Genomic DNA, 13,609 nt, shown 5'->3' with positions numbered 1-13,609 from the left:
CCGCGAACGCCGGCGAGCACACGCGGGTCTATTCCTCGGATTCGATCTCGGAGTCGGACTCCCGGTCGGCCTTGCGGCTCACGTCGACCTGGTAGTCGCCGAGGATGTCGCGGCCGAGGATGACGGGGTAGTTCATGTGGCTGCGGTCCTCGACGCTGGCGGTGACGGTGTGGCGGGTGCCGCCGACGCCGACGACCACGTCCACGAGCGGCCGGCTCTTCGAACTCTTCGAGGACCCCGAGCGGACCTTCGTGATGGACTTGATCGGGCCGGCGCCGATGTTCGCGGCGAGTTGCGTGTCGATGCTCGTCCGGGTGGCGCCGGTGTCGGACTTCGCGACTACCGACTCCGAGCCCTTCGTCCCGCTGATGAGTACCTCCTCGGTGTAGCCGATGACGAGCGGATCGGCCGAGCCCGAGGAGACCGCCGGCGGCTTGCACGCTGGCACCGAATCGTCGAGGAATCCCGCGAGCTCTTCGACGCGCTCGTCGTCCACCTCGCCGCCGACGCGTTCGATCGCGACCTTCGCGATGTAGGGCGCCGGGCTGGTCCCCGTGGCCTCGTAGAGGCCCTTGAACCCGGCCGTCGGGTTCACTTCGAGGACGTACCAGCCGTCGTCGCCCTCCATGAGGTCGACGCCGGCGTAGTCGAGCCCGACAGCCTCGACGGCCGTCTTCGCGGTCGCGACGACCTCGTCTGGCACGTCGCCGGTGGCGTCCTCGACGCGGCCGCCGAGCGCGACGTTGGTCCGCCACTCGTTCTCGGGCGCGTAGCGGAACATCGATCCGACGACCTCGCCGTCGACGACGTAGACGCGCAGGTCGCGGGTCGGCACGTCGCCCCGCTCCAGGAGCTTCTGGAGGAACGCGTAGCGGTTGCCGACGCGGGCGTTGACGCGCTCGGTCGCGTCGACCTTCCACGTGCCGCCGCCGTTGGTCCCGATGGCCGTCTTGTAGACCGCCTCCTCGCCGAAGGACTCGCGCTCGAAGTTGAGCCGCTCCGAGGAGAGCGCCAGCAGCGCGTCCGGCACCCGCACGTCGGCGTCAGAGAGCGCGACGGCCGAGGCCACCTTGTGCATCGACGTGAGCGTCTTCGCGGGCTCGTTGAGCATCGGACAGAGCTGTTCGAGCGTGTTCGCCAGCCCCATCTCCTCGCAGGGCTCGGTCGACTTCGAGAGCAGGAGTCGGTTCGCGATCACGTCCACCGCGGGTTCGAGCGTCGGCTCGGAGTCCTCGATCCTGAGCGTCGTGTTCTCGCGGCGGAGCCACTCGGGATCGTGGCCCAGGTCCTCGACGGCGTTCAGGATCGACTTGGTCTCCTTGCTGTTGTGGAGACTCAACACCCCCACCGAGACGGAGTCAGAAGTCGCCATGCCGAAACCACTCGACCGCGGCCGAAAGAACTGACGGTCGCCCTCCGGGCGTCACGGCCCCGATCTGACGGTCAGCCGACGAGAACGGCGTCGCCCTCACCCCGCTATCAGTTCGGCGAACGGGGTCGCCACACGTTTCAACCCCCGGCCGTAGTGGCAGGTATGGACGAGGCCGAGCCGTTCACCTACGACGGCGGTCGCGTTGACCCGGGTGCGACGGCCAACGTGCGGTACTCCGTCAGCGAGACGTATCTCGGCGATCCCGTCAAGATCCCCGTCACGATCGTCAACGGCGACGCTCCCGGACCGACGGCGTTTCTCAGCGCCGCCTCCCACGGCGACGAACTCAACGGGGTCGAAGTCGTCCGCGAGGTCGCCCACGAGTGGAACCTCGACGACCTCCGCGGGACGCTCATCTGTCTCCCCGTGCTGAACGTCCCCGGATTCATCGCCCAGGAGCGGTACCTCCCGGTCTACGACCGCGACCTCAACCGGTCGTTCCCCGGCAAGAAGGGGTCGACCAGCGCCAAGCGGATGGCCCAGCGGATCTTCGACAACTTCGTCAGGCCCTGCGACCTGGGCATCGACTTCCACACCTCCACCCGCGGGCGGACGAACATGCTCCACGTCCGCGCCGACATGGAGGACCCGGCCGTCGAGCGCGTGGCGCGGGCGTTCGCCTCGAACGTCATCATCGACAACGAGGGGTCCGAGGGGACGCTCCGCCGCGAGGCCAGCGAGCGCGACACCCCGACGATCACCGTCGAGATGGGCGAGGCACACCGCTTCCAGCGGTCGCTCATCGACCGCGCCCTCGTCGGGGCCGAGAGCGTCCTCGCGGAGTTCGGCCTCCTGCCCACCGAGCGCGTCCGCTGGCCCGGCTGGCGAACCGTCATCGAGGGCTCCGGCGAGAAGACCTGGCTCCGGGCCGACGCCGGCGGCCTCGTCGACATGCACGAGGAACGCGGCGGCGTCGTCCGCGAGGGCGAGACCATCTGCACCATCGCCAACCCCTTCAAGACCGACTCGGTGCGCGTCGAGGCGCCGTTCACCGGCCTCCTCGTCGGCGTGCTGGAGAACCCGGTGGTCTACCCGGGTAACCCGCTCTGTCACCTCGTCAAACTCGACGACAAGACCCTCGAAGCCATCGAGCGCAACGGCGGCGTCGGGGCGACCGCCGAACGCCGAGACTCGCACGACGACGTGACCGCCGCGGAGTGACCGACGTGCGTCGCCAGGCCGCCCGTGGCAGCACCGCGGACGTTCCGCGTCTGCCCGCGGTGCGGTTCGCGCCTGCCGCGTGCTCACCACGTTCCGACCGGCTGTGACAACGCGATTTCACGACGGCCGCGATCGATCCCGGAAAATCGGGAAATACCGACCGAAATCGGCCAATCGTGGACGCCTCTGAACGTGTTCGGCGGCCGAAACGGGTCGGTGTAGAAACTACTATACCCCCCGCCGCCTTTGCGCCCGGTGTATGAGCGAGACGTACGACCGCGGGGCGGTCGAGGACTTCGGCCGGTGGCAGGAGTTCCAGCCGGGCATGTGGGCCTGGATCTTCCACAAGTTCACCGGCTGGGTGCTCGTCGGCTATCTCTTTACGCACATTGCCGTGTTGAGCACGGCGACCGCCAACGACCCGACCGTGTACACGAACACGCTCCAGGGACTCGAGGAACTGCTCGTCGTCCGCGTCCTGGAGGTCGGCCTGCTGTCGGTGGCCGTCTTCCACATCCTCAACGGCGTGCGACTGCTGTTCGTCGACCTCGGGTTCGGACTGGAGAACCAGGACAAGAGCTTCTACGCGTCGCTCGTCGTGACGGCCGCCATCGTCGTCGCGAGCGTGCCGACGTTCCTCGCGGGGGTGTGACCGATGGCGGAACACTACTCCTCCTTCGAGCGCGGCGGCACCAAGTGGCTCCTCCAGCGGCTGACAGCCGTCTTCCTGATCGGCGTTCTCGCCTTCCACTTCTTCCTCCTGCACTTCGTCAACCACGCCGCGGAGATCACCTTCGCCGGCACCCAGACGCGGATGAGTCAGGTCGGCTACTTCGCGACGATGTGGCTGTTCCTCGTCACCGCGACCTTCCACGGCGTCAACGGCGTCTACAACGCCCTGATCAACCAGGGCCTGACCGGCGCCCGCAAGAAGGCAGTCGGGGCCGTTTTGGCGCTGGCCAGCCTAGCACTGATCGTTCAGGGAACCCGCGTGGCGCTCGCGATGACTGATCTACTATGAGCACGCAAATCGAACAAGACCAGACCGAAGACGAGTCCGAGGCCGACGCGGCCGCGGAGACCGAACAGCCCCAGCAGGAGCGTCGCCTCTCCGAGAAGCGCGCTCGCGCCGAGGCGCGCGAGCGCGAGGAACAGGCCCGCGAGGAAGTCCGGGACGCGGAGAACACCGTCCAGATCAAAGTGTTCCGCTACGACCCCGAGGTCGAGGGCAAGGAAGAGCCCCGGTTCGACGACTTCGCCGTCCCCTTCTTCAAGGGGATGACCGTCCTCGACGCGCTCATCTACGCGCGGGACCACTACGACTCCTCGCTCACCTTCCGCCACTCCTGCCGACAGGCCGTCTGCGGTTCCGACGCCCTGTTCGTCAACGGCCAGCAGCGGCTCGGGTGCAAGACCCAGATCGCGGACCTCGACGACCCGGTGCGCATCGAGCCGCTCCCCCACCAGGACGTGGTCAAGGACCTCGTCGTGGACATGGAGCACTTCTACGAGCAGATGCACGCCGTCGAGCCGTACTTCCAGCCCGACGAGCTGCCGGAGGGCGAGCGCGAGGAACAGCGCCAGTCCCCCGAGAACCGCGAGAAGGTCAAGATGTCCACGCGCTGTATCTGGTGCGGCGCCTGCATGTCCTCGTGTAACATCGCCGCGGGCGACAACGAGTACCTCGGCCCGGCGGCCATCAACAAGGCCTACCGGTTCGCGATGGACGAGCGCGAGGGCGAGATCCAGAAGGAGGACCGCCTGGAGATCATCGAGCAGGAACACGGCGTCTGGCGCTGTCAGACCCAGTTCTCCTGCACCGAGGTGTGCCCGAAGGACATCCCGCTCACCGAGCACATCCAGGAACTGAAACGCGAAGCAGTCAAGTCGAACCTCAAATTCTGGTAACTATGCACGAACACGACGTACTCGTCGTCGGCGCCGGCGGCGCCGGCCTGCGAGCAGCGATCGAGGCCCACGAGGAGGGAGCCGACGTGGCCATGGTCACGAAGCTCCACCCCGTCCGGTCCCACACGGGGGCCGCGGAGGGCGGCATCAACGCCGCGCTCCACCCCGAGGACTCCTGGGAACTGCACGCCTACGACACGATGAAGGGGTCGGACTACCTCGGGGACGCCCCCGCGGTCGAGACGTTCGCCCAGGACGCCCCCGACGAGGTCATCCAGCTGGAGCACTGGGGGATGCCCTTCTCCCGCGAGGAGGACGGCACCGTCTCCCAGCGGCCGTTCGGCGGCCTCTCACACCCCCGTACCACCTACGCCGGCGCCGAGACCGGCCACCACCTGCTCCACACGATGTACGAGCAGGTCGTCAAGCGGGGCATCACCGTCTACGAGGAACAGCAGGTCCTCGACCTGGCGGTCACCGACCACGACGACGTCGAGGACCGCGAGTGCCACGGCGTCGTCGCCTACGACATCGCCAGCGGCGAGATCAAGGGGTACCGCGCCACCAACGGCGTCATCCTCGCCACCGGCGGCCCCGGCCAGGTGTTCGACCACACCACCAACGCCGTCGCCAACACAGGCGACGGCTACGCGATGGCCTACCGCGCCGGCGTCCCGCTGGAGGACATGGAGTTCGTCCAGTTCCACCCCACCACGCTCCCCTCCACGGGCGTGCTCATCTCCGAGGGGGTCCGCGGCGAGGGCGGCATCCTCTACAACGGCGACGAGGAGCGGTTCATGTTCGAGCACGGCTACGCGAACAACGAGGGCGAACTCGCCTCCCGCGACGTCGTCTCCCGGGCGGAGCTGACGGAGATCAACGCCGGTCGCGGCATCGAGGACGAGTACGTCCACCTCGACATGCGCCACCTCGGCGAGGAGCGCATCCTCGACAGGCTCGAGAACATCCTCCACCTCGCGGAGGACTTCGAGGGCGTCGACGGCCTCGACGAGCCCATGCCGGTCAAGCCCGGCCAGCACTACCAGATGGGCGGCGTCGAGGTCGACGAGAACGGTCACACCTGCATCGACGGCCTCTACGCGGCCGGCGAGACGGCCTGCGTCTCCCTGCACGGCGGCAACCGCCTCGGCGGCAACGCCCTGCCCGAACTGCTCGTGTTCGGCGCCCGCGCCGGCAAGCACGCCGCCGGCGGCGACATGAAGGAAGCCGAGATCCAGACCGGCCCGAGCGCGGAGAGCGAGGCCGGCGAGATCCCCGAGGGCGTCGAGGTCGGCGCCGTCGGGTCGACCGACGAGAGCGTCGCCGCCGACGGCGCGGCTGTGGACGCCCAGAGCGTCGTCGAAGCCGAGGTCGAGCGCCAGCGCGAGCGCATCGAGACCCTCCTCGAGGAGGACGGAATCAACCACGCCCACGTCCGCGACGACATCCAGGAGACGATGACGGCCAACGTCAACGTCTTCCGCCGCGAGGAGAACCTCAAGGACGCCCTCGCGGACATCCGCGAGGCCCGCGAGCGCTACCAGCACGTCGCCGCCTCGGACCCCTCGCGAACCTACAACACCGACCTGATGCACACGATCGAGACCCGCAACATCATCGACGTCGCCGAGGCCATCACCGTCGGCGCCCTCGCCCGCGAGGAGTTCCGCGGCGCCCACTGGCGCGAGCAGTACCAGTTCCGCGACGACGAGAACTGGCTCAAACACACCCTGCTCGCCTGGAACGACGGCAACCCGCGCCTCTACTACAAGCCTGTCCTCCTCGAAGGCGAGAAGGAGTACGAGCCGAAAGAACGCTCCTACTAAACCATCTAGTTTCCATCTTTTTGGTCGGGGAGTTTCCTGGCTCGCTGCGCTCGCTGCGGGAACCCCCGACAAAAAACATGGGTGAAAAAGCGCGAGCGCCGTAGGCGCTCGCATGAACCGCGCTCACTTCGTTCGCGCGGATGCTACGCGGCCGCCGCTGATTCTGAACGCACTCCACAGCGCAACCGATCAGGCTACGGCGCCACGATCACCCACGGAGAACGATCAGTGCCGCGTTCCGGAACCCCACATCCCGGAACCACCCTGTCTCGTCTACGCGTCGTCGTCTTCGCCGTCGTCGCTCTCGTCGACGATCCAGTCCTCGCGGACGCGCTTGGTCCCCGAGTCCGTCTCGATGATGAGGACGTTGTAGTCCTCGGTGCCGGTCTTGACGCCGGTCACCGTTCCGCTGCTGGTGCCGTAGACCGACGAGTCCGGACCCGCGACGTGGAACGTGACCTCCTCGCCGCGCTCGACGGGCACGTCGCCGAACCCGACCGGTGAACGGGGCACAGAACGCCCGCCGCCGCGGTACAGCGGCTGCGTCTGGCCGGTAGCCCCGTCGGACGACGCGTCCGCGGTCGCCTCGCCGGTCCGCTGGCCGAACCCGCAGCGTTTGGTCTCCTCGATGACGATCTGTTCGACCGTCAGCGTCGGGTGGGTCCGCTTCCACTCCTCGAGCGCGGTCTCTATCTGGGTGGCCGTGAGGTCGTCGCGAGCCTTCACGTCGATCTCGAAGGACCTGATGGACCGCTCGCCGGTCCGGGACTCGCAGATGACTCTGGCCTCGAAGACGCTCTCCGATCTGTTCTTCGCCTGTCTCTCGTACTCAAATTCGGATCCGTCGACAGTTATCGTAGGCATGTCGATAGCTCAGCTGTTGTAACGTTGGTGAGAAGTCAGTGATATATCTTATTGAACTCGTCTGGTACGATTGCGTATTTTGGTAACTGACTCCACCAGTTCCCGTGACAGCTCGACCGGCGGCCGCCTCGATTTGCCACTATCGGGCTACACATAGACTCTGCGTGACGAAATCGACCGAAAGAGGCTTTTGCGCGTTCCGACTCTGGTGGGGCATGACCGAAACGGTCGCAGTCATCGGAACGGGACCGGACCCGGAGAACCCTACCGTCGAGGGGTTCGCGATGGGGTATCGCCACGCGGAATCGTTCGGGAACCAGCCCGACTGCGAGGTCGTCGCCTGCGCCGACATCGTTCCCGAGAACGGGCAGGCGTTCGCGCGGACGTTCGATCTCCCCGACGAGCACGTCTTCGAGGACTACGAGGCGATGCTCGACGCGGTCGAGCCCGATATCGTCACTGTCGCGGTGCCGCCGCAGATCCACGAGGACGTCGTCGTCGACTGCGCGCGCAGCGGCGTCGTCTCCGCGATCCACGCCGAGAAGCCGATGGCCCACACCTGGGGGTCGGCCCAGCGGATGGCCCAGGCCTGCTGGCGCCGCGACGTGCAGTTGACGTTCAACCGCCAGCGCCGCTTCGGGAAACCCTTCCGCGAGGCCAGGCGCCTGATCGACGACGGCGAGATCGGGAACCTGCAGCGCGTCGAGACCACGTGGAGCGACCTCTACGACACCGGCGCCCACACCGTCGACCTGACGGGCATGTTCGCCGGCGAGGCCGAACCCGCCTGGGTCATCGCCCAGATCGACTACCGCGAGGAGGACGTCCGCTTCGGGATGCACCAGGAGAACCAGGCGTGGGCGCTCTGGGAGTACGAGACCGGGGTACAGGGCGTCATCTCCGGCGGGACGGGAAGCGGCTTCGCCGACGCCGCGCACGTCATTCGCGGCACCGACGGCGAGATCCGGATCGACAGCGAGACGGGCAACATGCTCGAGATCCGCCGCGCGGGCGACGCCGACTGGCAGGGGCTCGACGTCGACGGCGAGGACCTCCACGGCGCGAACGCCGGGGGCCGCCAGTACGGCAGCGAGTACATCGACCGCGCCGCCGCGGAAGTGGTCGACGCCCTCCGCGAGGGCCGGGAGTCCGAACTCGGCGCGCGGAACGGCCTCAAGACGGCCGAGATCATCTTCGGCGCCTACGAGTCGGCCCGCAAGCGCGGCCGCGTCGACTTCCCGCTGGAGGCCGAGGACAACGCCTTCGAGGCGCTCGTCGCGGGCGGCGACCTCGAAGTCGACCCCGCCGAGAACGACGACTGAGCGAGCGCCGGAAGCCAGCGGGACCGAGCGCCCGGGGACGGCCGGACGCGAACGCCAGGAGCACCGGATCGGCCCCGAACTTTTGTGGCACCGCTCCCCAGTCGTCGCGCATGGAGTTCACGGAGTTCGGCGACGGCGACGAGCGCGTCCTCTTCGTCCTCGGGTGGGGGAACAGACCGCACCACGAGAACGTCCGCTGGCTGATCGACGAACTGGTCGCCGCGGGCTACACGGTCGACGTCGGGACGATCCCCGACCACGGGGACGACTTCGGCGCCCAGTACGTCCGGCCGACCCAGCGCCGCCACGACGCGACCAAGCCCGATAGGATCCTCTCGCACAGCACCGGCGGACTGGTCGCCGCCCACCTCGACTCGGCGGCACCGCGCGTCTACCTGAGCCCCTGGTGGGGGATGGCCGGCGAGTCCGGTCCGCTCCAGCGGCTGCTCGTCTCCCTGCCGACCGCTCGACCGATCATCCCGGTCCCGATGGATCCCGACGCGCTCGGGGACCTCGCGACCGAGGAGCAACTCACCGACGGCCCCGACGGGATCGCGCCGGCGTTCCTGCGGACTGTCGCCGACGCGCAGGAACGGCTCCCGCCCGTCCGTGAGGACAGCGTCGTCTTCTGCTCGCTCACGGACACTGTCGTCGACGTGGAGGCGATCGGAAAACGCATACCGGCCGAGCGGACCGTCGTCTACGACGGCGGCCACGAGTTCTTCACGTCCAGTTCACGCGATCAGACCGTCGAGTGGGTGCTCGCCGCGCTCGCAGACGGACCGGACGCGCTGGTCGGCCCCGTCCGCGTCGATCACTGCCGGCCCGAGTGAGTGGACCGCTCAGAACAGGACGTACAGCATGAGGTAGACGACGACGCCGAGGGAGAAGGAGACCAGCCACAGCGCTGCGGCGACGCGACCGACGGTCGGGTGGCGCGTCTCTCTGAGTTCGGGAACCGAGCGGGTCACCGCGAGGAGGAGCACGTAGATGACCAGCGGGACGGAGACGATGGCGAGGACGATGTGAATGGCCAGCACGGCCGGGTAGATCGCGCCCTCGACCAGCGGCGGCCCGGAGAACTTCGTCGGCCCCAGGAGCGCGACGCGGTAGAGGTACGCGGCGAGGAACAGCGCGAACAGCGCGGTCGTCGCGAGCATCGCCCTGCGGTGTCCGGCCACGTCGCCGCGGCGGATCGCTCGCCAGCCGACGACGATGGCGCCGATGGCCGCCGCGCTCACCGCGGCGTTGAGATGCGGGATCGCGTGCAACACCGCGTCGGGCGCCCGTGGGAGGAGCGCCTGCGGGATGGCCTGGAGCGCCGCGGCGAACACGAGCGCTAGCGCGGCGACCGAGAGGATGCCCGACACCGCCGGGACGTGCTCCCTGACGTTCATCGCCCGACACTGCGGACTCGACGGTCAATGGCGTTGCGCTTCGAAGCCGTCCCGGTCGAGCGGCGCCGACGCTCTCTGGTGCAAAAGCGCGAAAAATACGACCGCGGAGAACCGTCCGCCGCTCGCGACCGCGGAGTCAGCCGACCGCGTCAGTGGAAGGTGCGGCCGACTTCCTTCTCCTCGACCTCGGCCTCGCCGGGGCCGAAGCGCTCTTCGATCTCCTCGTAGCGCTCCTTGGTCTCCTCGTCGACGCTGGGGGTGACCTCGGTGAGCGCGTGCTCGAAGTGGTCCATCGTGACCTTCACGTTGCGGACGGAGTCGTCGATATCCTCGGGGTCGACGCTCGCGATGAACTCGCGGGTCGCGGCCATCGAGGCCTCGCGGGCGACCGCTTCGATGTCGGCGCCGACGTAGCCCTCGGTGCGCTCGGCCAGTTCGTCCAGGTCCACGTCGTCCGCGAGCGGCTTGTCCCGCGTGTGGACTTCGAGGATCTTCCGGCGAGCCTCCTCGTCCGGGACGGGCACGTGAACGTGCCTGTCGAGTCGACCCGGGCGCAGCAGCGCGGAGTCGATGAGGTCCGGCCGGTTGGTGGTCGCGATGACGACCACGTCCTCCAGTTCTTCGAGGCCGTCGAGCTCCGTCAGCAGCTGGGAGACGACACGTTCGCCGACGCCGGAGTCGGTGGTGTTGCCGCCGCGTTCACCGGCGATCGAGTCGATCTCGTCGAAGAACACCACGGTGGGTGCGTTCGCACGGGCCTTCTCGAACACCTCGCGGACGCCCTTCTCGGACTCGCCGACGAACTTGTTCAGCAGTTCGGGACCCTTGATCGAGATGAAGTTCGACTGGGCCTCGTTGGCGATGGCCTTGGCGAGCAGGGTCTTCCCCGTGCCGGGCGGGCCGTACATGAGGACGCCCTTCGCGGCCTCCATGTCCATGGCCTCGAACACCTCGGGGTAGTCCAGCGGCCACTGGATCGTCTCGCGCAGGCGCTCTTTGGTGTCTTCGAGCCCGCCGACCTGGTCCCAGGTCACGTCGGGCACCTCGACGAACACCTCGCGCAGGGCCGACGGTTCGATCCCTTTCAGCGCCTGCTTGAAGTCGTCTTCCGTGACTTCCAGGTGTTCGAGCACTTCGGCGTCGATCTGGTCGGACTCGAGGTCGAGTTCCGGCCTGATGCGACGCAGCGCGTTCATCGCCGACTCCTTGGCCAGCGACTCGAGGTCCGCGCCGACGAAGCCGTGGGTGTTCTCGGCGTACTGGTCGAGGTCGATGCCCTCGACGAGGGGCATCCCGCGGGTGTGGACCTGCAGGATCTCCTTGCGGCCGTTCTTGTCCGGGACGCCGATCTCGATCTCGCGGTCGAAGCGACCGCCGCGGCGCAGCGCCGGGTCGACGGCGTCGACCCGGTTGGTCGCGCCGATGACGATGACCTGGCCGCGCGACTCCAGCCCGTCCATCAGGCTCAGGAGCTGTGCGACGACGCGTCGTTCCACGTCGCCCTGGGTCTCGCCGCGCTTGGGCGCGATGGAGTCGATCTCGTCGATGAAGACGATGGCGGGCGAGTTCTCCTCGGCCTCGTCGAAGATCTCGCGGAGCTGCTCCTCGCTCTCCCCGTAGTACTTCGACATGATCTCCGGCCCGGAGATGTCGGTGAAGTACGCGTCGATCTCGTTGGCGACGGCCTTCGCCATGAGCGTCTTCCCGGTGCCGGGCGGGCCGTGGAGGAGCACGCCCTTCGGCGGCTCGATGCCGAGCGTCTCGAACAGCTCCGGGTGGCGCATCGGCAGCTCGATCATCTCGCGGACCTGTTCGAGCTCGTCGTCCAGGCCGCCGATGTCCTCGTAGGTGATGTCGGGAGTGCCGCCCGCCTCGGCGGGGCCGGCGCCCTCCTGGATCTGCTCGGCGGGCTTCTCGGCCACGTCGACCTCCGTGGAGTCCGTGACGACCACGGTCCCCGACGGGTCGGTCTCGGCGATCTTCAGCGGGATCTTCTGGCCGCTCATCGAGGAGAGCGGACCGAGCCCGAAGCTGACTGGCACGGTCTGACCCTCCGTGACGGCCTGCCCGCTGAGGTTGTTGCGGATCATCGGGCCGACGTTCCCGCGAACGCGGAGGTTCTGCGGCAGGGCGACGCTGACCTTGGTCGCCGGCTTCACGTCGGCCTTCTCGACGTCGACGTTGTCGTCGATCCCCACGTCGGCCTCCTGGCGGAGGCGACCGTCGATGCGGATGACGCCGCGCCCCTCGTCCTCGGGGTAGCCGGGCCAGACCCGCGCGACCGCGCGGGACTCCTTCCCCTCGATGACGATGTAGTCACCGTTCTCCAGGTCGAGTTCGGCCATCGCCGCGCGGTCGATAGCGGCGAGTCCGCGACCCGCGTCCTTCTGTTTCAGGGGCTTGACAGTGAGTCTCATGCGTTCACCTCGATGGTGAGGACGCCGTTGCGGATAAACGCTTTCGCGTCTCCAGCAAGGTCGAGATCGTACTGCTCGTCGTCGACGACGACGATGACCGCGTCGTCGAGTACGTCCACGGACGCGTCCCGGCCCGGACCGAGGTCCGCCGCCAGCACGGTCTCGTCGCCGTAGTCGTACCGACGGAGACCGACGTCGTCAGCCAGCTGCTGTTTTCCAGTCATACTAACTCGTAGTTAGCGCGATAAGTATATAAATCTTTCTCTAAATACCCCCTCCACGTCCGCATCTACGGCCGTACTGGTGGAATTGCGGTTCACACTGACAACGGTCTGGGGAGTCAGCCGGGCCGACAGTTGTGGTGCCGGGCGCGGCCGAGGGATTTTCCCCGACAGCGCCGGACCGTCTTCCATGGAGACGGTTCGCCACGACGGCCGGCAGACGGCGTACAGGGTCGCCGACGGCGGTGCGAGAGCGGAATCCGGGGCCGATACCGTCCGGGCCCTCTACGTCCACGGGAGCGGCGCCACGCACCGCGTGTGGGCCGCCCAGTACGGCGCCGACGGGCCAGTCCATCCGGCCGCCGCTCTCGACCTGAGCGGTCACGGTGACTCCGAGGACGTCGACACCGGTCCGAGTGCCGACGCGCTCGCGGCGTACGGACGGGACGTGGTCGCCGTCGCGCGCGAGACGGGCGCGGACGTGCTCGTGGGTAACTCGCTTGGCGGCGCCGTCGTCCTGCACGTCGCCCTGGATACCGATCTCGACCCCGAAGCGCTCGTGCTGACCGGGACGGGCGCGCGGCTCGCCGTCCACGAGGACCTCCGCGAGTGGCTGGTCACCGACTTCGACCGCGCCGTCGAGTTCCTGCACGGCGAGGATCGGCTCTTCCACGACGCCGACGAGCGCGCGCTCGGCCGGTCGAAGTCGCAACTGCGCGCGACCGGTCGGGAGGTCACTCGCAGGGACTTTCTGACGTGCCACGCGTTCGACGTGCGCGACCGACTCGACGGGATCGACGCGCCCGCCCTCGCCGTCGTCGGCGAACACGACTCGCTCACGCCGCCGGCCTATCACGAGTACCTCGCGGAGAACCTGCCGAACGGCGAGTACGCCGAGATCCCGGACGCCGCCCACCTCGCGATGGCCGAGCGCCCTGACGTGTTCAACCGGACCGTCGGCGAGTTCCTCCGGTCGACGGACGGCTGACGCCGGTTCGTGCCGCGAGCAGGGACGCAGGGGCAAAACAGGAGACTCAAGGGGCCGTCGCCGAAAGTCCCTG

The 13,609-nt window shown here is 68.1% G+C and carries 13 protein-coding genes; 8 read left to right on the top strand and 5 right to left on the bottom strand.

All coding sequences use genetic code 11. The features are described from left to right. Window positions 1-28: 28 nt before the first annotated feature. Window positions 29-1,372: a putative ATP-dependent zinc protease gene (locus PSC72_RS19330; RefSeq protein WP_274323059.1), complete on the bottom strand. Its 1,344-nt coding sequence runs from the start codon at window positions 1,370-1,372 to the stop codon at window positions 29-31. A 162-nt stretch (window positions 1,373-1,534) separates the two neighbouring features. Here PSC72_RS19330 and PSC72_RS19325 point away from each other — a divergent pair, with 162 nt between their 5' ends. The 5 genes from PSC72_RS19325 (at window position 1,535) to PSC72_RS19305 (ending at window position 6,327) form a co-directional block, all read left to right on the top strand. Then, complete coding sequence (locus tag PSC72_RS19325) at window positions 1,535-2,593, top strand: succinylglutamate desuccinylase/aspartoacylase family protein (protein ID WP_274323058.1); 1,059 nt, start codon at window positions 1,535-1,537, stop codon at window positions 2,591-2,593. Between the two features lie 259 nt (window positions 2,594-2,852). Beyond that, the gene (gene sdhC, locus PSC72_RS19320; RefSeq protein WP_274323057.1) at window positions 2,853-3,245 is read left to right on the top strand and encodes a succinate dehydrogenase, cytochrome b556 subunit; all 393 of its coding nucleotides are present in this window, start codon (window positions 2,853-2,855) and stop codon (window positions 3,243-3,245) included. Window positions 3,246-3,248: 3 nt separating this feature from the next. Then, window positions 3,249-3,614 carry a succinate dehydrogenase hydrophobic membrane anchor subunit gene (locus PSC72_RS19315; RefSeq protein ID WP_274323056.1) on the top strand — a complete coding sequence of 122 codons (366 nt, stop codon included), beginning with the start codon at window positions 3,249-3,251 and terminating at the stop codon, window positions 3,612-3,614. Further along, window positions 3,611-4,501, top strand: a complete 891-nt coding sequence (locus tag PSC72_RS19310) for a succinate dehydrogenase/fumarate reductase iron-sulfur subunit (protein ID WP_274323055.1) — start codon at window positions 3,611-3,613, stop codon at window positions 4,499-4,501. The genes PSC72_RS19315 and PSC72_RS19310 overlap by 4 nt, the downstream gene beginning before the upstream one ends. Window positions 4,502-4,503: 2 nt before the next feature. Next, entirely contained in the window at window positions 4,504-6,327 is a 1,824-nt protein-coding gene (locus PSC72_RS19305; RefSeq protein ID WP_274323054.1) for an FAD-binding protein, read from the top strand. A gap of 273 nt (window positions 6,328-6,600) precedes the next feature. Here the strand turns inward: PSC72_RS19305 and PSC72_RS19300 are convergent, their stop codons facing one another. After that, a complete protein-coding gene (locus tag PSC72_RS19300) occupies window positions 6,601-7,191 on the bottom strand; it encodes a hypothetical protein (protein WP_274323053.1) in 591 nt (196 codons plus the stop codon). 215 nt (window positions 7,192-7,406) lie between these two features. On the opposite strand from PSC72_RS19300, the gene PSC72_RS19295 reads away from it, so the two are divergent. Together PSC72_RS19295 and PSC72_RS19290 are read left to right on the top strand one after the other, a co-directional pair. Next, window positions 7,407-8,513, top strand: coding sequence for a Gfo/Idh/MocA family protein (locus tag PSC72_RS19295; protein WP_274323052.1), 1,107 nt, complete (start codon window positions 7,407-7,409; stop codon window positions 8,511-8,513). A 110-nt stretch (window positions 8,514-8,623) separates the two neighbouring features. Then, a complete protein-coding gene (locus PSC72_RS19290) occupies window positions 8,624-9,346 on the top strand; it encodes an alpha/beta fold hydrolase domain-containing protein (RefSeq protein WP_274323051.1) in 723 nt (240 codons plus the stop codon). Window positions 9,347-9,355: 9 nt separating this feature from the next. Here PSC72_RS19290 and PSC72_RS19285 read toward each other — a convergent pair whose 3' ends face one another. The 3 genes from PSC72_RS19285 to PSC72_RS19275 form a co-directional block, all read right to left on the bottom strand. Next, window positions 9,356-9,910, bottom strand: coding sequence for a DUF420 domain-containing protein (locus PSC72_RS19285; protein ID WP_274323050.1), 555 nt, complete (start codon window positions 9,908-9,910; stop codon window positions 9,356-9,358). A 149-nt stretch (window positions 9,911-10,059) separates the two neighbouring features. Beyond that, the gene (locus PSC72_RS19280; protein WP_274323049.1) at window positions 10,060-12,327 is read right to left on the bottom strand and encodes a CDC48 family AAA ATPase; all 2,268 of its coding nucleotides are present in this window, start codon (window positions 12,325-12,327) and stop codon (window positions 10,060-10,062) included. Further along, the gene (locus PSC72_RS19275; protein ID WP_274323048.1) at window positions 12,324-12,551 is read right to left on the bottom strand and encodes a DUF7127 family protein; all 228 of its coding nucleotides are present in this window, start codon (window positions 12,549-12,551) and stop codon (window positions 12,324-12,326) included. The genes PSC72_RS19280 and PSC72_RS19275 overlap by 4 nt, the downstream gene beginning before the upstream one ends. Before the next feature lie 187 nt (window positions 12,552-12,738). On the opposite strand from PSC72_RS19275, the gene PSC72_RS19270 reads away from it, so the two are divergent. Beyond that, window positions 12,739-13,536: an alpha/beta fold hydrolase gene (locus tag PSC72_RS19270; protein WP_274323047.1), complete on the top strand. Its 798-nt coding sequence runs from the start codon at window positions 12,739-12,741 to the stop codon at window positions 13,534-13,536. The last annotated feature ends 73 nt before the right edge of the window (window positions 13,537-13,609 follow it).

This window comes from Halosimplex aquaticum (assembly GCF_028747785.1).
Lineage (GTDB): Archaea > Halobacteriota > Halobacteria > Halobacteriales > Haloarculaceae > Halosimplex > Halosimplex aquaticum.
This window is presented reverse-complemented; position numbering and strand designations above follow the sequence as displayed.